This window comes from Azospirillum rugosum, from assembly GCF_017876155.1.
In the GTDB taxonomy this organism is placed as follows: Bacteria; Pseudomonadota; Alphaproteobacteria; order Azospirillales; family Azospirillaceae; genus Azospirillum; species Azospirillum rugosum.
This window is the reverse complement of sequence record NZ_JAGINP010000032.1, coordinates 57,424-76,668: the sequence shown is the minus strand read 5'-3', so window position 1 is coordinate 76,668 and position 19,245 is coordinate 57,424. Positions and strand designations below refer to the sequence as shown.

18 protein-coding genes are annotated in these 19,245 nt (G+C 69.0%); 14 read left to right on the top strand and 4 right to left on the bottom strand.

The features are described from left to right. Window positions 1–10: 10 nt before the first annotated feature. Window positions 11–514 (bottom strand): MarR family winged helix-turn-helix transcriptional regulator, encoded by a 504-nt coding sequence (locus J2851_RS31660; RefSeq protein ID WP_209771882.1) that lies wholly within the window; start codon window positions 512–514, stop codon window positions 11–13. Window positions 515–627: 113 nt separating this feature from the next. Between J2851_RS31660 and J2851_RS31655 the strand changes: the two genes are divergently transcribed. The 4 genes from J2851_RS31655 (at window position 628) to J2851_RS31640 (ending at window position 4,265) form a co-directional block, all read left to right on the top strand. Next, window positions 628–1,551, top strand: a complete 924-nt coding sequence (locus J2851_RS31655; RefSeq protein WP_246501070.1) for an alpha/beta fold hydrolase — start codon at window positions 628–630, stop codon at window positions 1,549–1,551. Between the two features lie 151 nt (window positions 1,552–1,702). Next, complete coding sequence (gene pyk, locus J2851_RS31650; protein WP_209771879.1) at window positions 1,703–3,118, top strand: pyruvate kinase; 1,416 nt, start codon at window positions 1,703–1,705, stop codon at window positions 3,116–3,118. Between the two features lie 162 nt (window positions 3,119–3,280). Then, complete coding sequence (locus J2851_RS31645) at window positions 3,281–3,706, top strand: organic hydroperoxide resistance protein (protein WP_209771878.1); 426 nt, start codon at window positions 3,281–3,283, stop codon at window positions 3,704–3,706. Between the two features lie 106 nt (window positions 3,707–3,812). Beyond that, window positions 3,813–4,265: an acyl-CoA thioesterase gene (locus J2851_RS31640; protein WP_307420699.1), complete on the top strand. Its 453-nt coding sequence runs from the start codon at window positions 3,813–3,815 to the stop codon at window positions 4,263–4,265. On the opposite strand, the gene J2851_RS31635 is transcribed toward J2851_RS31640, so the two are convergent. Beyond that, on the bottom strand, window positions 4,240–5,598 hold the full coding sequence (locus tag J2851_RS31635; protein ID WP_209771875.1) for an aminotransferase-like domain-containing protein: 1,359 nt from the start codon (window positions 5,596–5,598) through the stop codon (window positions 4,240–4,242). The two genes, J2851_RS31640 and J2851_RS31635, sit on opposite strands and share 26 nt — an antisense overlap. Before the next feature lie 280 nt (window positions 5,599–5,878). Between J2851_RS31635 and J2851_RS31630 the strand changes: the two genes are divergently transcribed. Further along, complete coding sequence (locus J2851_RS31630; RefSeq protein WP_209771874.1) at window positions 5,879–7,156, top strand: hydroxymethylglutaryl-CoA reductase, degradative; 1,278 nt, start codon at window positions 5,879–5,881, stop codon at window positions 7,154–7,156. A 57-nt stretch (window positions 7,157–7,213) separates the two neighbouring features. After that, the gene (locus tag J2851_RS31625; protein ID WP_209771872.1) at window positions 7,214–8,443 is read left to right on the top strand and encodes an ABC transporter substrate-binding protein; all 1,230 of its coding nucleotides are present in this window, start codon (window positions 7,214–7,216) and stop codon (window positions 8,441–8,443) included. A 181-nt stretch (window positions 8,444–8,624) separates the two neighbouring features. Here the strand turns inward: J2851_RS31625 and J2851_RS31620 are convergent, their stop codons facing one another. Next, the gene (locus J2851_RS31620; protein ID WP_209771870.1) at window positions 8,625–9,362 is read right to left on the bottom strand and encodes a GntR family transcriptional regulator; all 738 of its coding nucleotides are present in this window, start codon (window positions 9,360–9,362) and stop codon (window positions 8,625–8,627) included. A gap of 277 nt (window positions 9,363–9,639) precedes the next feature. On the opposite strand from J2851_RS31620, the gene J2851_RS31615 reads away from it, so the two are divergent. The 6 genes from J2851_RS31615 to J2851_RS31590 all read left to right on the top strand — a co-directional run bounded on the left by J2851_RS31615 (window position 9,640) and on the right by J2851_RS31590 (window position 15,681). Next, entirely contained in the window at window positions 9,640–10,644 is a 1,005-nt protein-coding gene (locus J2851_RS31615) for an ABC transporter ATP-binding protein (RefSeq protein ID WP_209771868.1), read from the top strand. 40 nt (window positions 10,645–10,684) lie between these two features. Beyond that, on the top strand, window positions 10,685–11,983 hold the full coding sequence (locus J2851_RS31610; RefSeq protein ID WP_209771866.1) for an ABC transporter substrate-binding protein: 1,299 nt from the start codon (window positions 10,685–10,687) through the stop codon (window positions 11,981–11,983). A gap of 182 nt (window positions 11,984–12,165) precedes the next feature. Beyond that, entirely contained in the window at window positions 12,166–13,080 is a 915-nt protein-coding gene (locus J2851_RS31605; RefSeq protein ID WP_209771864.1) for an ABC transporter permease, read from the top strand. Window positions 13,081–13,082: 2 nt separating this feature from the next. Then, window positions 13,083–13,904 (top strand): ABC transporter permease, encoded by an 822-nt coding sequence (locus tag J2851_RS31600; RefSeq protein ID WP_209771862.1) that lies wholly within the window; start codon window positions 13,083–13,085, stop codon window positions 13,902–13,904. A 20-nt stretch (window positions 13,905–13,924) separates the two neighbouring features. Then, on the top strand, window positions 13,925–14,698 hold the full coding sequence (locus J2851_RS31595) for an aspartate/glutamate racemase family protein (RefSeq protein ID WP_209771860.1): 774 nt from the start codon (window positions 13,925–13,927) through the stop codon (window positions 14,696–14,698). A gap of 122 nt (window positions 14,699–14,820) precedes the next feature. Next, complete coding sequence (locus tag J2851_RS31590; protein WP_307420704.1) at window positions 14,821–15,681, top strand: urea carboxylase-associated family protein; 861 nt, start codon at window positions 14,821–14,823, stop codon at window positions 15,679–15,681. Here J2851_RS31590 and J2851_RS31585 read toward each other — a convergent pair. After that, the gene (locus tag J2851_RS31585) at window positions 15,678–16,577 is read right to left on the bottom strand and encodes a LysR family transcriptional regulator (protein WP_209771858.1); all 900 of its coding nucleotides are present in this window, start codon (window positions 16,575–16,577) and stop codon (window positions 15,678–15,680) included. The two genes, J2851_RS31590 and J2851_RS31585, sit on opposite strands and share 4 nt — an antisense overlap. A gap of 158 nt (window positions 16,578–16,735) precedes the next feature. Here J2851_RS31585 and J2851_RS31580 point away from each other — a divergent pair, with 158 nt between their 5' ends. Both J2851_RS31580 and hppD read left to right on the top strand, forming a co-directional pair. Next, window positions 16,736–18,019: an NAD(P)/FAD-dependent oxidoreductase gene (locus J2851_RS31580; protein WP_209771856.1), complete on the top strand. Its 1,284-nt coding sequence runs from the start codon at window positions 16,736–16,738 to the stop codon at window positions 18,017–18,019. Window positions 18,020–18,118: 99 nt separating this feature from the next. Continuing rightward, entirely contained in the window at window positions 18,119–19,243 is a 1,125-nt protein-coding gene (gene hppD / locus J2851_RS31575; protein ID WP_209771854.1) for a 4-hydroxyphenylpyruvate dioxygenase, read from the top strand. Window positions 19,244–19,245 lie beyond the last annotated feature (2 nt).

The window sequence follows — 19,245 nt, the reverse complement described above, 5'->3', positions numbered from 1 at the left end:
GGCGGCACGGTCACGCCTCGCCTTTGGCGGCCTTCTGCAAATTGTCCCGCAGCCGCGCCACGGCCTTCTGAAGGACGCGGAACTCGTCCGGCGGAAGGCCGGAGGCCGCCACCGTCAATTCCCCGAACCCCAGCCCCTTCTCGCGGAGCTGGCGGCCGGCCTCGGTCAGGGCGACGCGGACGACCCGCTCGTCCTCATGGTCGCGCATCCGCGTGACGTAGCCCATCGCTTCGAGGCGCTGCAGCATCGGCGTCATGGTGCTGGGTTCGAGGAACAGCTTGTCGCTCAGGCTCTTCACCGTCTGCCGGTCCTCTTCCCACAGCGCGATGATCGTGATGTATTGCGGGTAGGTGACGCCAAGCTGCTCCAAAACCGGCTTGTAGACCCGGGAGTAGGCGAGGTTGGCGGAATAAATCGAGAAGCACATGAAATCGGCCAGCTTGGCGGCCTCCGACCGGCTGGCCGGTTGTTTTGGCGATTCGCCTGGCGGCGTGTCGGTCGGCTTGCGGCTCATGGCGGCGCCCGGGTTCCATTATCACGATAATGATTATGATAGCGTTTCCGGATGCCGCCGGCCATGCGGTTGCTCAAACGCGCCCTTGGCTTGAACGCATGAGGCACAAATTGATGTGCATGGACATTCTCGATCCCGCCGCCGACGCCATCATGCCCGGCTTCCGCCGCCTGGACCTGGACACCACGGGCGCCCGCATCCGCGTCGCCGTGTCGACCGCCAATCGAGGCGACGGGCCGCCGGTCCTGCTGCTGCACGGGCATCCGCAGACGCACCTGACCTGGTACCGGGTGGCCCCCCGGCTGGTCGAGGCCGGCTGCACGGTGGTTGCCGCGGACCTGCGCGGCTATGGCGATTCGTCCAAGCCGCCGGGTGGAGAGGGGCACGCCACCTATGCCAAGCGCGCCATGGCGCTGGACCAGGTGGAGGTGATGCGGGCGCTGGGGCACGAGCGCTTCGCCGTCATCGGGCATGACCGGGGCGGGCGGGTCGCCCACCGCATGGCGCTCGACCATCCCACGGCGGTGGAGCGCTTGGCCCTGCTGGACATCGCGCCGACCGCGACCATGTACGCCCGAACGAACCGGGAGTTCGCCACGCGCTATTTCTGGTGGTTCTTTCTGATCCAGCCCTTCGACCTGCCGGAACGGATGATCGGCGCCGATCCCGAACACTTTCTGCGCAAGCACATCGCCGGCCAGACCAAGAACCCGGGCACGGAGAACGAGGCGCTGTTCCGGGAATATCTGCGCTGCTACCGCGACCCGGCGACCATCCACGCCATCTGCGAGGACTACCGCGCCGCCGCTTCCATCGACCTGGAGCACGACGCGGCCGACGCCGACGTCCGGGTGTCCGCCCCGTTGCTCGCCCTGTGGGGCGCCAAGGGGACGGTCGGGGCTCTCTACGACGTGCTGGAGACGTGGCGGGAGAAGGCGACCGACGTGCGCGGCCGTGCGCTCGACTGCGGCCACACCCTCCAGGAGGAGGCGCCGGAGGAGACGTCCGCGGAACTGCTGCGCTTCCTGAAAGGTTGATCCGGCACCTCTTCCACCTTTCCTCGAAGAAGCGGTAGGGGAGCCCAACACCCGTCGGCCTGGACGATATCCGGGTTGTCCTGATCGCGCGCTGACCATACTCTGCGCGCCAACGCCCCACCAAGGAGGCGGCCCAAGAGGCCGAGAGACAATGCGTCGTCACCGCCGCGCGAAGATTGTTGCCACCGTCGGACCGGCCAGCAATTCGCCTGAGATGCTGAAGCGGCTGTTCATGGCCGGCGTCGATACGTTCCGCCTGAACTTCAGCCACGGAACCCACGAGGACCACGCCAAGGTCCACGCCGCCATCCGCGCCCTGGAGGCCGAGGTCGGCCGCCCCATCGGCATCCTGCAAGATCTGCAAGGCCCCAAGATCCGCGTCGGCACGATCCGCGACGGCAAGATCACCGTCAAGGCCGGCGAGACCATCCGCTTCGTCCGCAACGGCGCCGACGGCGACAAGGATTCCATCCCGCTGCCGCATCCGGAGATCTTCGCGGCCGCCGCCCCCGGCCACCATCTGCTGATCGACGACGGCCGCGTGCGCGTCGAGATCACCGGCCTTAGCGACGACCACATCGACGCCAAGGTGCTGTTCGGCGGCACCATCTCCAACCGCAAGGGCGTCAACGTCCCCAACACGGTGCTGGAGCTGTCGCCGCTGACCGCCAAGGACCGCGCCGACCTCGCCTTCGGACTTGAGCTGGGCGTCGACTGGGTGGCCCTGTCCTTCGTGCAGAAGCCCGGCGACCTGCTGGAAGCGCGCGGCCTGATCGGCGACCGCGCCGGCCTGATGTCGAAGATCGAGAAGCCGGCGGCGCTGGAGCGCATCGACGACATCATCCGCCTGTCCGATGCCGTGATGGTCGCCCGCGGCGACCTGGGCGTGGAGATCCCGCACGAGGAGGTGCCCGGCCGCCAGAAGGAGCTGGTGCGCGCCTGCCGCCTTGCCGTGAAGCCGGTGATCGTGGCCACGCAGATGCTCGACTCGATGGTCGCCGCCCCGACCCCGACGCGGGCCGAGGCCTCGGACGTGGCGACGGCGGTCTACGACGGCGCCGACGCGGTGATGTTGTCGGCGGAATCGGCGTCGGGCTCCTATCCGGTCGAGGCGGTGGCGATGATGGACCGCATCATCCGTTCCACGGAGCAGCACAAGCTCTACCGCTCGATCATCGACGCCTCCGCCCCCGGCGAGGAACAGACGGCACCGCACGCGGTGGCCGCGGCGGCGGCCGAACTGGCGGAGGTGATCCACTCCTCCGCCATCGTGGCCTTCACCTCCAGCGGCACGACGGCGGCGCGCATCGCACGCAAGCGTCCTGCGGTGCCGATCCTGGCGATCACCTCCGACAGCGCGGTGTCGCGCCGGCTGAGCCTGCTGTGGGGCGCCCACAGCGTGATGTCGGCGGACATCCACACCTACGAGGAGATGGTGGAGCGCGCCATCAACGTCGGCCAGCTGGAAGGTTTCGTCCGCCCGAACGAAAGCATGGTCGTCGTCGCCGGCATCCCCTTCGCCCAGGCCGGCACCACCAACAACCTGCGCGTCATCCAGGTGAGCTGAGGACGGGGGTTTTGCTCAAGGGGGCGGGCGGACCGCCCCCATTCCCCACGGGTGGTCCTGAGCCTTCGCGCAGCGGCAGCGTGACAGAGAGCGTCCGCCGGCTGTTGGGGTGGCTGTCGAGGAGGGCCGAAGGCCCCCTCGCTCCAACCAGGGAGGACCGACATGCCTGTGGATGTGAAGTATCGGGCCGAGGCGACGGCGACCGGCGGGCGCGACGGGCGCGCCAAGACCGCCGACGGGTCCTTGGACGTGAGGCTCACGACGCCGAAGGAGCTGGGCGGCGGCGGGGGCGACGGCAACAACCCGGAACAGCTCTTCGCGGCCGGCTATTCCGCCTGCTTCCTGGGTGCGATGAAAGCCGCCGCCGGGCAGGAGAAGATGCAGGTGCCGCCCGACGCCACGGTCACCGCCACGGTCGGCATCGGCCCGCGGTCGGAGGGCGGCTTCGGGCTGGAGGTCGATCTGAAGATCGCCATGCCGGGCGTCGATCGGGCCAAGGCGGAAGCCCTGGTCGAGAAGGCCCACCAGATCTGCCCCTATTCCAACGCCACCCGCAACAATGTGCCGGTCCGGCTTCAGGTTGTCTGACGCTTTCTCCCAGCCTTGAGCGTGGCCGGGGCTCGTCCGGGTTCCGTGAGCAGCCCATATGATGGCTGGCGGAACCCGGGCGACGCATTGGAACGGGAGGGCACGCGTGGTGGAGCGCAAGAGCGAGGAGCGGGCGGACTATCGGCATTTCCTGACCATCCCGACGCGGTGGATGGACAACGACGTCTACGGCCACGTCAACAACGTGGTCTACTACAGCTATTTCGACACGGTGGTGAACCGCTACCTGATCGACGCCGGCGCGCTGGAGATCGAGACGAGCCCGGTGATCGGCCTGGTGGTCGAGACGGGCTGCCGCTACTTCGCGCCGATCACCTTCCCCGACCAGGTGGAGGCGGGGCTGCGCGTGGCGCGGCTCGGCAACAGCAGCGTGCGGTACGAGGTCGGGCTGTTCCGCAACGACGACCCGGCGCCCGCCGCCAGCGGCCATTTCGTGCACGTCTATGTGGACCGCGAAACGCGCCGCCCGGTGCCGCTGCCGGACCCGCTGCGCGCGGCGCTGACGCCTCTGGTCACCGGCCCAGCTGATCCCGCATGAAGTCGATAAATCTCGGGTCACCGGCGTAGGCGACGTTGATGCGCATGGCCGGGACGGCCAGCGCCTTTCCGGGCACGAAGACGGAGCCGGGGGCGAGGAAGATGCCCCGCTCCGCCGCGTCGCGGACCAGCGCGCGCTCCTCCGTGCCCTCCGGCAGCTCGCCCCACAGGTAATAGCCGCCGGTCGGCGGGATCGGCATGCGGAGGCCGAGCCGGCCGAGCGCGCCCACCGCCTCCTCCGTTGCGGCTTCGACGCGCGCCTTCAGCCGGCGCAGGTGGCGCAGATACTGACCGCTGGCGATGACGCCGTAGACGATGCGCTCGACGAAGTCCGACGTGCTGACGACGGTCAGCATCTTCAGGTCGCACAGCGTGTTGATCAGCGCCGGCTTGGCCGCCACATAGCCGACGCGCAGGCTGGCCGACAGGGTCTTGGAGAAGGTCCCGACGTAGATCACCCGCTCCAGCTGGTCCAGCGTGGCGAGGCGCGGGCTGGCGGCCGGCAGGATGTCGGCGAAGGGGTCGTCCTCCACCACGTGGAAGCCGTGCTGCTCGGCGATCTGGAGCAGGCGGTGGGCGACGGCCGGGGTGATCGACCCGCCGGTCGGGTTGTGCGCCAGCGACTGGGTGAAGAAGACCTTCGGCTTCAGCCGCGCGGCCAGGGCGGCCAGCTCCTCCAGGTCCGGCCCGTCGCCGCGCCGCCGGACGCCCGCGATCTCCACCTTGGCGAGCTTCAGCTTGCCGAACAGCGGATAGTAGCCGGGGCTGTCCACCAGCGCCACGTCGCCGGGCTCCAGCAATTGGCGGGCGACGAGGTCGAGGGCGTGGTTGGCGCCCTGGGTCAGCAGGATCTGCTCCGGCGCCACCTTGATCGAGCGTTCCGCCAGGGTCAGGGCCAGCCGTTCCCGCAGGGGGAGGAAGCCCCAGGGGTTGCCGTAGCCGTGCTCCGACGCGGTCGGCGTGTGCCGCGGCTGGCCGCCCATATCGAACCGCTCCATCCAGGACGGCGGCGGGCGCCCGTCGCCGATGCGCACCGCGTAGTTCTGCACCAGCTGTTCGCGCAGCAGCGAGACGAAGTCCGCAGCCTCCGCCACGTGGGACGGACGCTGCTCCGGCGACGGGCGGCGGACCCGCGCCACGTAGTAGCCGGAGCCCTGCCGGGCCTCCAGATGGCCGAGCGCCACGAGCCGGTCGTAGGCCTCCGCCATGGTGTTCTTGGACACGCCGTGTTCGAGCGCGCCGGCGCGGACGGACAACAGCCGCTCCCCCGGCTTCAGCAGGTTGCCGTCGATCATGGCCGCGATCTTTGCAACGATGCCGTCGACCCGCGTCATTCCCGTCCTCCTGCGCTAAAGCGGATTGCAATCCGCTTTGGACCGCGACGGCGGTCCCGGCCGCCCATGCGGCCGAAGCCCGGCCGGCGAATGAGGCCATGTGAATCTAAAGCGAACGGAAGTTCGCTTTAGAACTGTCCCACCCCCTGGACTGGTACAGTGTCCCGGGAAATTTCGCAAACTGTCCCTTCCTTTGTCCCTTGAGTATACGGATCATCAGCGCAACGGAAGAACTGCAAGAACGCTTCCGGGAACGCTGGACCAAGAGGAGAGGACGGTCTTGTCTCACGCCCACCGCAACGCGCGCATCCCCGGTTTCCACCGCAAGTCCCCGCAGGAACGGCTGCGCATCGTTGCCGAGTTCGCCGGCCTGGATTCCGCCACCACCGACCGGCTGGCCGACACCGGCGGCCTGGACCTGGATCTCGCGGACCGGCTGGTGGAGAACGTCGTCGGCTCGATGAACATCCCGCTGGGCATTGCCACCAACATGAAGGTGGACGGCGAGGACCTGCTGATCCCAATGGCGACGGAGGAGTCCTCCGTGGTCGCGGCGGTCTGCAACGCCGCCCGGCAGTGCTACGACGCCGGCGGCTTCACCACCTCCATGTCCGGCACGCTGATGATCGCCCAGATCCAGGCGATCGACGTGGCCGACCCGCACGCGGCGCGCTTGCGCGTGCTGGACCGCCGCGACGACATCAAGGCGCTTTGCGACGGCTGCGACCCGGTGCTTCTGAAGTTCGGCGGCGGCTTCCGTGACGTTGAGGTGCGCGTCATCGACAGCCTCGGCGGCCCCATGCTGGTCACCCACCTGATCGTCGACACCCGCGACGCCATGGGCGCCAACGCCGTCAACACCATGGCGGAAACGCTGGCGCCGCACATCGCGCAGTGGACGGGCGGGCGCGTGTACCTGCGCATCCTCTCCAACCTTGCCGACCGGCGGCTGGCGCGGGCGCACGCGGTGTGGCCGCTGGACCAGATTGGCGGCGCGGAAGTGCGCGACGGCATCATCAGCGCCTACCACTTCGCGGCGGCCGACCCCTACCGCGCGGCGACGCACAACAAGGGGATCATGAACGGCATCAGCGCCGTCGTGCTGGCGACCGGCAACGACACCCGCGCCGTGGAGGCCGGCGCCCACGCCTACGCCGCCCGCCAGGGGCATTACGGCAGCCTGACCCGTTTCGAGACGACGAAGGACGGCGCGCTCAGCGGCTCCATCGAGCTTCCCATGGCGGTCGGGCTGATCGGCGGGGCGACCAAGGTCCATCCCACCGCGCAGGCCAGCCTGAAGATCCTGGGCGTCACCAGCGCGGAGCGGCTGGCCCGCATCATCGCCGCGGTCGGACTGGCCCAGAACTTCTCCGCGTTGAAGGCGCTGGCGACCACCGGCATCCAGAAGGGGCACATGGCGCTGCACGCCCAGAACATCGCCATGATGGCCGGCGCGGTCGGCGAAGAGATCGAGCGCGTCGCCCGCATCCTCGTGGAGCGTGGAACGGTCCGCCAGGACGTCGCCCAGGCGGTGCTTCAAGAGCTGCGCGGCGCCTGATGCGCCGCAAGCACGACGATCAAGCACGACGATAAAGAAGAAGGACAAGGAGGAAACATGAAGGCGCATCGGATTCTGGCGGGGGCCAGCGCGGCCTGTGCGGTGGCGTTGCTGTGCGGGGCGGGCGGCGCGTCGGCGGAGATCGCCGGCAAGCGCGTCAAGCTGGGCGTGCTGACGGACATGAGCGGCTTCGCGTCGGATTCGACCGGCATGGGCTCCCTCGTCGCGGCGCAGCTGGCCGCGGAGGATTTCGCCAAGGAGCTGCCCGGCGTGACCATCGAGGTCATCCAGGCCGACCACCAGAACAAGCCGGACATCGGCGCCGCGACCGCGCGGCGCTGGCTGGACCAGGAGCAGGTGAACGCCATCCTGGACGTGCCCTTCTCCTCCGTCGCGCTGGCGGTGAACGAGGCGCTGCGCAACTCCAAGGCCGTCTTCGTCGCCTCCGGTCCGGGCACGACGGAGCTGACCGGGCCGAAATGCTCCCCCAACACGATCCACTGGACCTACGACACCTGGGCGCTCGCCAACGGCACGGCGCGCGCGGTGACGGAGGGCGGCGGCAAGAGCTGGTACTTCCTGACCGCCGACTACGCCTTCGGCCACGCGCTGGAGGGCGACGCCTCCGCCGTGGTCAAGAGCCTGGGCGGCAACGTCGTGGGCAGCGTCCGCCACCCGCCGAACGCGTCGGACTTCTCCTCCTACCTGCTGCAGGCGCAAGGCAGCGGCGCCAAGATCATCGGCCTCGCCAACGCGGTGGGCGACACCATCGGTTCCGTCAAGCAGGCGACCGAGTTCGGCATCACCACCGGCGGGCAGCGTCTGGCGGCGCTGCTGATGCAGCTGAGCGACGTCGCCGCCGTCGGGCTGAAGGACGCGCAGGGCCTCTACCTGACCGAGGCCTTCTACTGGGACCTGAACGCCGGGACGCGCGCCTTCGCCGACCGCTTCGCCGCCAAGATGAACGGCCGCCGCCCGACCGGGAACCAGGCCGGCGTCTACGCCGGCGCGCTGCATTACCTGAAGGCGGTGAAGGCCGCCGGCACGACGGACGGAACGGCCGTGGCCGCCAAGATGAAGGAGATCCCGACCGACGACCCCCTGTTCGGCAAGGGCACCGTCCGCGCCGACGGGCGCGCGGTGCACGACATGCTGTTCTTCGAAGTCAAGTCCCCCGACGAGTCCAAGGGTCCCTGGGACTTCTACAAGCTGGTGAAGACCATCCCCGCGACCGAGGCCTTCCGCCCCCTCGACCAGGGCGGCTGCCCGCTCGCGAAGAAGTCATAACCCTCTCCCCTCCGGGGAGAGGGCAGGGTGAGGGGGCGCCCGAAGAGCGGAAACGCAGCCTCATTGCAGTGCGTTTCCGGCCCACGGCCGCCCCCTCATCCTAACCAGGGTCGCTCGCAAGTCTCGCGACCCCGTTTCGCCTACGATCACCTTCGGTGCTCGTCCGGCCGTCGGCCGTCGGCTACGCGCCCCGGAGGGGAGAAGGGACAGAACCAAACACCGCGAACAAATCCACGTCTGGCGCCCTAGCGTCGGGGGCGAGGCGGTTCTCGATGGCTTCCAGATGCTCGGTCATCAGGCGGTTGGCCGCGGTGCCGTCGGCGGTCGCCAGGGCGTCCACGATGGCTTCGTGCTCGTGGGCGGAGCAGTCGGTGGCAGGGCGGGCCTCCAGCGCGGCGATGGCCAGCGAGGACTGCCGCACCAACGAATCCAGGAAGCCGGCCAGCGTGCCGTTGCCCGCCAGATCGGCGAGCAGCAGGTGGAAGTCCCCGGACAGGCGAATGGTCGAGGCGCGGTCGTTCGCCGCTTCCGCCGCCCGTTCCTGCGCCAGATGGGCGCGCAGCCGCGCCAGGGCGCCCGGCGGCAGCGGGCCGTTGCGGGTGAGCCGTTCCAGCAGCCCGCGCTCCACGATCCGCCGCGCCTCGAACACCTCGCGCGCCTCGTCCGCCGAGGGGCGGGCGACGTAGGCGCCGCGGTTCGGCCGCAACTCGACGAGGCCGACCTGGGCCAGCGCCGACAGGGCGGAGCGGATGCGCGCCCGGCTGACCCCGAAGATCTGCGCCAGCCGCTCTTCCGTCAGCTTGGTGCCGGGGGGCAGGCGGCGGTCGGCGATGGCGTCCATGATGCTCTGCACGATCTGCTCGTGCCGCTGGGCGCCGCTCGTTTTCCCGACGCCCATTTTGTCCGCAATGGCCGCCATCGCCTGCTCCGGTGATCCAATCTCTTTTCTGGATTGTAGACAATCCGCGGGCACCCCGCCACTCCCGCCGCGGGCGGAATGCCTGCCCTGACGGCGGCACTGATGCCTGGTTTTGCGCCAGTACGGCGCGAAAAGGTGCAAGTCACGCGCGAAACTCCCCGGCAAGCCTTGGCCTCCCGCCGTACCGCGTCTGGCATAATTCCTGCTGACGGTCGGGCCAATTGTCGACAATCCGCGCCGCCCCCTCCGCGGCGCGCGAACGGGGAGAGGGGCCGCCATGCGCTCGGGTGCCGCCGTCGAACTGATCGCCCTGACCAAGTCCTACGGCCGTTCGGTGGCCGTGAACCGCATCGACCTGCGGATCCCCGCCGGCTCCTACTGCTGCTTCCTGGGGCCGAGCGGCTGCGGCAAGACCTCCACCCTGCGCATGATCGCGGGCCATGAGGAGGTCAGCGACGGCGATGTGCTGATCGGCGACACGGTGGTCAACGACGTGCCCCCGGCCAAGCGCGGCACGGCGATGATGTTCCAGAGCTACGCCCTGTTCCCGCACCTGGACTGCGTGGAAAATGTCGCCTTCAGCCTGAAGATGCGTGGCGTTCCGAAAGCCCAGCGGCGGGAGCGGGCGCGCGCCATGCTGGAGACGGTGCACATGGGTGCCTACGCCGGGCGACTGCCGTCGCAGCTCTCCGGCGGGCAGCAGCAGCGCGTGGCGCTGGCCCGCGCGCTGATCACGGAGCCCGGCGTTCTGCTGCTGGACGAGCCGCTGTCGGCGCTCGACCCCTTCCTGCGCGACCGCATGCGGGAGGAGTTGAAGCGGCTCCAGACCGACCTCGGCATCACCTTCATCCACGTCACGCACAGCCAGAGCGAGGCGATGGCGCTCGCCGACCTCGTTGTCGTCATGAACGAGGGCCGGATCGAGCAGGCCGCCGCCCCGCGCGACCTCTACAACGCGCCGCGGACTGCCTTCGTGGCGCGCTTCATCGGCGGGCACAACGTGCTGACCCACGACGGCCTGGGGCCGGTGGCGCTGCGCACCGACCGCATCGCGCTGACCGACGCCGCCGCCCCGCCGCCGGATGGCGTCTTCCACGTGGAGGGCACGGTGAACGCGTTCGAGTACCACGGCTCCTCCGTGCAGCTCAGCCTTGCCGTGCCCGGCGCGGACGAGTTCACCGTGGTCATGGACGAGGCGCGCTTCTTCGCCGCCCCGCTCGGCGTCGGGGCGCGGGTCCGCGCGGCGTGGCGCGACGGCGACGTGCACCGCCTCCAAGCCTGAATCCCCTTTCCCTTCCAGCCTTTTCCGACGGAGCGAATTGATGACGAAGAGCATTGCCGGATCGACCAGCGCACTCTCCCGCCGCCAGATGCTGAAGGGAACGGCCGCCGCGGCTGGTGCCGCCATCGGGTCCGGGGCGATCACCGGCTTTCCGACCATCTGGGCGCAGAACATCAAGAACGTGACGCTCCGCCAGTTCGGCACCGGCGTGTCGAACCTGAACGCGCTTGCCGAGAAGGTGAAGGAGGATCTGGGCTTCACGCTCCAGATGACGTCGCTGGATTCCGACGCCGTCACCCAGCGCGCGGTGACGCAGCCGAAGTCCTACGACATCGCCGACATCGAATACTGGATCTGCAAGAAGATCTTCCCGGCCAGCGTGCTGCAGCCGATGGACGTCACGAAGATCAAGTATTTTGACAAGATCGTCCCGATCTTCGTCAGCGGCAAGCTGACGCCGGAGAGCACCATCGCCCAGGGCACCGCGCCGCACAGCGTCAGCTTCGTGGAAGGCAAGGACTCCAAGACCTTCGCCAAGCAGCCGACGCAGTGGATGACGCTGATCCCGACCATCTACAACGCCGACACGCTGGGCATCCGCCCGGACCTCGTCGGCCGCCCGATCACCAGCTGGAAGGACCTGATCGACCCGGCCTTCAAGGGCAAGGCGTCGATCCTGAACATCCCCTCCATCGGCATCATGGACGCCGCCATGGTCTGCGAGGCCATGGGCGAGGTGAAGTACGGCGACAAGGGCAACATGACGAAGGAGGAGATCGACAAGACCATCAAGGTCCTGACCGACGCCAAGAAGGCCGGCCAATTCCGCGCCTTCTGGAAGACCTTCGACGAGAGCGTGAACCTGATGGCGTCGGGCGAGGTGGTCATCCAGTCCATGTGGTCGCCGGCCGTCGCCGCGGTGCGCGCCAAGGGCATCGCCTGCAAATACCAGCCGCTGAAGGAAGGCTACCGCGCCTGGGGCGGCGGCCTCGGCCTCGCCAAGCACCTGTCCGGGCTGGAACTGGACGCGGCCTACGAGTACATCAACTGGTACCTGTCGGGCTGGGCCGGCGCCTACCTGAACCGCCAGGGCTACTATTCCGCCGTGCTCGACACCGCCAAGCAGCACATGAGCGAGGACGAGTGGGGCTTCTGGATGGAAGGCAAGCCCGCCCAGAAGGACATCCTCAGCCCCGAGGGCAAGGTGATGGAAAAGGCCGGCGCGGTGCGCGACGGCGGCTCCTTCCAGGAGCGCATGGGCCGCGTCGCCTGCTGGAACGCCGTGATGGACGAGGACCGCTACATGGTCCGCAAGTGGAACGAGTTCATCGCCGCCTAAGGAACGCCTGCATCAACTGGCCTTGAAGTTCCCTCTCCCCTCTGGGGAGAGGGTTAGGGTGAGGGGGTTGCGCTATTGCCGGACGTCCCGCCACGCGCAACCCCCTCACCGGCCCTTCGGGCCACCCTCTCCCCAGAGGGGAGAGGGTTAGAAGGCCAATCCGGAGCCAACAGCAGGAAGCCATGTCCGCAACCGCCCTTCCGCCCACCGGCACCACCGCGCGCGCGGCGCGCGGCGGGGTGCGCCGCCGCCGGCTCCGGATCGCTCCCTACCTTCAGGCCGCCCCGCTGGTGCTGACCCTGCTGGTCTTCCTGGTGGTGCCCATCGTCACCATCGCCGTGGTCAGCTTCTGGGACTACGACGCGGTGCGCGTCATCCCGGACTTCGTGCTGACCAACTACGAGGAGCTGCTGGGCTCCGCCGTCACCTGGAAGACCTACCTGAACACGCTGCGCTACGCGGCGCTGGCCTGGGCGATCACGCTGCCGGTGGGGTTCGCGGTGGCCTATTTCCTGGCCTTCCACGTGCGCACGGTCACTTGGCAGATGGTGCTGTTCCTGGTCTGCACGGTGCCCTTCTGGACCTCCAACATCATCCGCATGATCTCCTGGATCCCGTTCCTGGGGCGCAACGGGCTGCTGAACCGGGCGCTGATCGATTTGGGCGTCGTGGACCACCCGCTGGAGTTCCTGCTCTTCTCCGACTTCTCGGTCGTGCTGGCCTTCGTGCACCTCTACACGCTGTTCATGGTGGTGCCGATCTTCAACGCGATGATGCGCATCGACCGTGCGTTGATCGAGGCGGCGCGCGACGCCGGCGCCAACGGGCAGCAGATCCTGTGGAACGTCATCCTGCCGCTGACCAAGCCCGGCATCGCCATCGGCTCCATCTTCGTGGTCACGCTGGTGATGGGCGACTTCATCACCGTGCGTCTGATGAGCGGCGGGCAGAGCGCGTCGGTGGGCCTGATGATCGCCAACGAGATCTCACTGCTGCACTACCCCGCGGCGGCGGCAAACGCGGTCGTGCTGCTCGTGCTGGTCATGATGATGGTCGTGGCCATGCTGCGCATCGTCGACATCCGGAAGGAGCTGTGATCATGCGGACCGGGCAACGACGCGGCGCGTCCTTCTACATCCTCGGCGCCTTCTTCGCGCTGTTCGTGCTGTTCCTCTACGGCCCGACGGTGACCATCGCCGTGCTGTCCTTCCAGGGGCCGGAGGGCGGGCTGACCTTCCCGATGAACGGCGTGTCCACCCACTGGTTCGCCAACCTGTTCGAGAAACAGGCGGTCGGCGACTTCGGCGGCTCCTTCCGCCGGTCGCTGGCGCTCGGTTTTATCGTCATGTCCCTGACCGTGCTGATCTCCGTCACGGCGGGCTTCGCCTTCCGGCGCGGCTTCATCGGCAGCACGGCGTTGTTCTACCTGACGGTGTCGAGCCTGGTGATTCCCTCCATCCTGGTCAGCCTGGGCATCGGCCTGCTGTTCACCATCCTGGAACTGGAGCCGGCCTGGTACAGTTCCGCGCTCGGCGCGCACCTGACCTGGACGCTGCCCTTCGGGCTGCTGATCGTCTTCGCCATCTTCAACCGCTTCGACAAGAGCTTTGAGGAGGCGGCGCGCGACCTCGGCGCCACGCCCTGGCAGACGGTGCGCCACGTGGTGCTGCCGATCCTGCTGCCCAGCATCATCGGCGTGGCGCTGTTCGGCTTCACGCTCAGCTACGACGAGTTCGCGCGCAGCCTGATGACCGCGGGGTCCGACAACACGCTGCCGCTGGAGATCTACGGCATGACCACCAACGTCACCACGCCGGTGCTCTACGCGCTGGGCACGCTGACGACGGTCTTCTCCTTCCTGGTGATCGGGCTCGGCCTCGGCGGGGTGTTCCTGCTGCGCCGCCTGCGCGGCCAGGGCTGATGGCGGGGGAGGGCGGCGCCATGCGCATCCTGGTCGTCAACCCCAACACCACTGCCGGCATGACCGCGCGCATTGGCGCCGCGGCGCGGGCCGTGGCGGGGCCGGGTACGGAGATCGAGGCGGTGAACCCGGCCATGGGTCCGGCCTCCATCGAGGGTTATTACGACGAGGCCTTCGCCGTCCCCGGCCTGCTGGAGGAGATCGCGCGCGGCGAGGCCACGGGGGTGGACGGGCACATCATCGCCTGCTTCGACGACACCGGGCTGGACGCGGCGCGCAGCCTCGCCCGCGCGCCGGTGGTCGGCATCGGCGAGGCCGCCTTCCACATGGCGAGCCTGATCGCCGGTCGCTTCACCGTGGTGACGACGCTCGACCGCTCCGTCCCGGCGATCGAGCATAACTTGATGAAGTATGGGCTGGACCGCCGCTGCGCGCGGGTCCGCGCGGCCGAGGTGCCGGTGCTGGCGCTGGAGGACCCGGCCAGCGACGCCCGCCGCCGCATCGATGAGGCCATCGACGCCGCCAAGCGGGAGGAGCGTGCGGAGGCCATCGTGCTGGGCTGCGCCGGAATGGCCGACCTCGCGGCGAGCCTGTCCACCGCGCACGGCTTGCCGGTGGTGGACGGGGTGGCCTGTGCCGTGAAGCTGGTGGAGGGTCTGGCCGCGCTCGGCCTGCGCACGTCGAAGGTGTTGGGGTATCAGGCGCCGCGGGCGAAGCCCTATATTGGACTTTTGGAGCGGTTCGGGGTTCCCTCTCCCGCCCCGGGAGAGGGGGGCCGCGAAGCGGCCGGGTGAGGGTGCCGGCGAGGATCAATGGACTATCCTTGGCAACACCCTCACCCTTCCCACGCTGATGCGTGGGCCCCTTCCCTCTCCCGGGGCGGGAGAGGGATTTTTGGACGTCTGGAGACCGTTTCGTGAAGTTGACCAAATTCGAACACGCCGAACCGCAGGACGCCGCCGCGCGCCGCGGTGTCCGGCCGGTGATCTGCTACCCTGTCGACAGCCTCGCGCCGCCCGACCTCGCCGCCTACCGCGCGGCGCGGCAGGGCTGGCGGAAGGTGTCGGAGGTGGTGGTGCCGCCCCGCGACGCACGCACGTTCGAAGTGCCGGCGGGCTGCTTCTTCCGCATCGTCAGCATCGATGGGCCGCAGGTCGGTGACCTGAACCTGTGGGCGGCCGGGGATCTGAACGAGCGTTTCTTCTCCGGCAAGACGCGCGCGCTGCACGGCACGCACCTGTCGACCGGCGACCGGCTGTGGTCCTGCCTGCCGTACCTGCGGCCGATGGCGACGATCACCGAGGACACGCTGGATTGGTACGGATTCGACGAATTCGGCGGGTCGGTGCACGACGTCATCGGGACGCGCTGCGACCCCTACACCCACAAGCTGCTGAGCGGCGGCGAGTACCATCACTGCTGCCACTCCAACCTGACGCGCGCGCTGGCCGGTCACGCGCAGCGCCCGGCGGCGGAGGTGGAGCCGGCGGTGCACGACGTGCTGAACGTCTTCATGTGCACGGGCTTCACCCGCGACACCGGCCAGTATTTCATGAAGGCGAGCCCGGTGCGGCCCGGCGACTTCCTGGAATTCTTCGCGGAGATCGACCTGCTGGGCGCCCTGTCCGCCTGCCCCGGCGGCGATTGCAGCGCGGAGCATTCGAGCGACACCGCCGCCTGCTACCCGCTGCTGGTGGAGGTGTATGAGCCGGTGGCCCCGCCCAAGGGCTGGACCTCGCCGCCGCGCAACAGCTACAGCCGCGATCACGGCTTTTAAGGCCGCAACGCCGCCGCTTGGGCCGCGATCCATCGCCGGAAGGCCTGGAGCGGGGGATAGCTCTCCCGCCGGGTCGGCCAAGCGAGGTAATAACGACCGGCGCTCTCCACGGCGCCGGGAATCGCCTCGACCAGGTCGCCGCGCGCCAGCTCCGCCTCGAACAGGAAGCGGGGCAGCAGGGCCACGCCCATGCCGGCGGTGGCGGCCTGCGCCGCCGTGGCGAACTGGTCGATCAGCATGCCGCGCACGCCGTCGGGCGCCACGCCCATGGCCGCGAACCAGCGTTCCCAGGCGTCGGGCCGGGAGACGAGGTGGAGGAGGGGGGCGGCCAGCAGGTCCGCCGGGCTTTGGAAGCGGTGCCGGGCGCGCAGGTCAGGGCTGCAGGCCGGCACCACCGTCTCGCGCATCAGCGGGTCGAGTTCGGCGCCCGGCCAGTCCGGCGCCCCGAAATGGATGGCGGCGTCCACTTGCTCCAGCTGGAAGTCGAAGGGCGCCAGCCGGGTAGTCAGGTTGACGGTGATCCCCGGATTTTCCGCCACGAAGCCGGGCAGGCGCGGCGCCAGCCAGCGCGTGCCGAAGGTCGGCAGGATGGCGAGGTTCAGCGTGCCGCCGCGCGGGTTGGCGCGGAAGTTCAGGGTGGCCGTGGAGATGTGCTGCAACGCCTCCCGCACCTGCTGGGCGTAGGTCTCCCCGGCCAGGGTCAGGCGGACGGTCTGGCGTTCGCGCAGGAACAGCTCCGCCCCCAGCACGTCTTCCAGTGCGCGGATCTGGCGGCTGACCGCGCTTTGCGTGAGGTTCAATTCGGCCGCGGCGGCGGTGAAGCTCTGGTGCCGGGCCGCCGCCTCGAAGGCACTCAGCAAGGACATGGAGGGCAGGAACCGCCGCACGATCGCCACGCCACGCCACCCCTTCGCTGCCCGTCACACTCATTCCGATCCGTCATGACGTTACACGGCGAATTCGTTTGAAACAACGGGGCGCGCGGGCGACGATTGTGCCCGGCGCGCATGACCTGCGCTGCCGACCGCACACAGCCGAAGCCGGGACCACCCCCATGAAGAACGATCCGCGCAGCCATGGCCTGTGGGAGCGCTCCGCTCCGCCGGCCCCCGCGACCACCCCGCTGTCCGGCGACGTCGAGGCGGACGTCGCCATCATCGGCGGCGGCTTCACCGGCCTGTCCGCGGCCCTGCACCTCGCCGAAGGCGGCGCCTCGGTGGTGATGCTGGAGGGGGTTGAGATCGGCTTCGGCGGGTCGGGCCGCAACGTCGGCCTGGTCAACGCCGGCATGTGGGTGATGCCCGACGAGCTTCCCGGGGTGCTGGGCGACGTGCACGGGCAGCGGCTGCTCGACCTGCTGGGCAACGCGCCGAGCGTGGTCTTCGACCTCGTCCAGCGGCACGGCATGGCGTGCGAGGCGGAGCACCGCGGCACCCTGCACTGCGCGGTGGGGCCGCAGGGCTTCTGGGAGTTGCAGGAGCGCGAACGGCAGTGGAAGGAGCGCGGCGCGCCGGTCCAGCTTCTCGGCCCGGAGGAGACGGCGCGCAAGGTCGGCACGACGGCCTACGCCGGATCCCTGCTCGATCTGCGGGCGGGAACCATCCAGCCGCTGGCCTACGCCCGCGGGCTCGCGACCGCGGCCATCAAGGCCGGGGCGGTGATCCACACCGGCAGCCCGGTCGTCTCGGCCAATGACGAAGGCACGGCGTGGCGGCTGCGCACGCCAGGCGGCACGGTCCGCGCCAATCAAGTCATCGTCGCGACCAACGCCTACACCAGCGGCGTCTGGCCGGAGGTGCGGGCCGAGCTGGTCCATCTGCCCTACTTCAACATGGCGACCACGCCGCTCAGCGAAGACCTGCGCCGCTCCATCCTGCCGGAGCGGCAGGGCGCCTGGGACACGCGCGAGGTGCTGAGTTCCTTCCGCTTCGACCAGCAGGGCCGGCTGGTCTTCGGCAGCGTCGGCGCGCTGCGCGGCACAGGCCTGCCGATCCACCGCGACTGGGGCCGGCGGGCGCTGGCCAAGCTGTTCCCGCAGCTGCGCGGCGTGCGGTTCGAGACGGAGTGGTACGGCAAGATCGGCATGACCGCCGACAACCTGCCGCGCTTCCACCGGCTGGCGCGCAACGTCGTGTCCTTCAGCGGCTACAATGGCCGCGGCATCGCGCCGGGGACGGTGTTCGGCCGCTGCCTTGCGCAGCTGGTGTCCGGGGCGATCGCCGAAGCCGATCTGCCGCTGCCGGTCACCGCACCCGAGGCCGCCACGCACCGCGCGGCGAAGGAGGCCTATTACGAGGTCGGCGCGCAGATCGCCCACATCGCCGGCGCGCGGATCTGACCGGACGCGCATCGGCCGTTTGGACACTGGAAATTGTTCGTTTTGAAACTATATAAGGAGGCAACCATTCCGCCCCATTCGAGGTGAAGAGGTCACCCCATGACGACTTCCAGCACGAGGACGTTCAGCACGGCCGCGCGGGCGCGGATCACCGATGAGAACCCCATGGGCACCGACGGGTTCGAGTTCGTCGAGTACGCATCGACGGAGCCGGAAAAGCTGGGCGCGCTGTTCGAGACCATGGGTTTCCAGGCGGTCGCCAAGCATCGCTCGAAGGACGTGACGCTGTACCGCCAGGGCGACATCAACTTCATCGTCAACGCCGAGCCCGACAGCTTCGCCCGCCGCTTCGCCCAGGCGCATGGGCCCTGCGCTTGCGCCATGGCCTTCCGCGTCGCCGACGCCAAGCACGCCTTCGAGCGCGCGGTCAGCCTGGGCGCCACGCCGGTGCCGAACCCGGTCGGTCCGATGGAGCTGAACATCCCGGCCATCGAGGGCATCGGCGGCAGCCTGCTCTATTTCGTGGACCGCTACGGCGACAGCGGCTCCATCTACGACGTCGATTTCCGCTGGACCGGGGAGCGCGAGGCGCGGCCCGTCGGCGTGGGGCTGCACACCATCGACCACCTGACGCACAATGTCCACCGTGGCAACATGGCGCGCTGGGCGGGCTTCTACGAAAAGCTCTTCAACTTCCGCCAGATCCGCTACTTCGACATCGAGGGCAAGCACACCGGCCTGTTCTCCAAGGCGATGACCAGCCCCGACGGCAAGATCCGCATCCCGATCAACGAGAGCGCCGACGACAAAAGCCAGATCGAGGAATACCTGCGCGACTACAAGGGCGAGGGCATCCAGCACGTCGCGCTGGAAAGCAGCGACATCTATCACACCGTGTCGAAGCTCGCCGAGAATGGGCAGGAGTTCATGCCGGCCCCGCCGGACACCTATTACGACATGGTCGACCAACGCCTGCCCAATCATGGGGAGCCGCTGGAGCGGCTGCGCGAGCTTGGCCTGCTGATCGACGGCGGCGGGGTGGTGGAGGGCGGGCACGCCCGCGTCCTGCTGCAGATCTTCTCCAAGACCGTGATTGGCCCGATCTTCTTCGAGTTCATCCAGCGCAAGGGCGACGAGGGCTTCGGCGAGGGCAATTTCCGCGCCCTGTTCGAAAGCATCGAGGCCGACCAGCTCCAGCGCGGAGTCATCGGGCCGGACGCCTGACG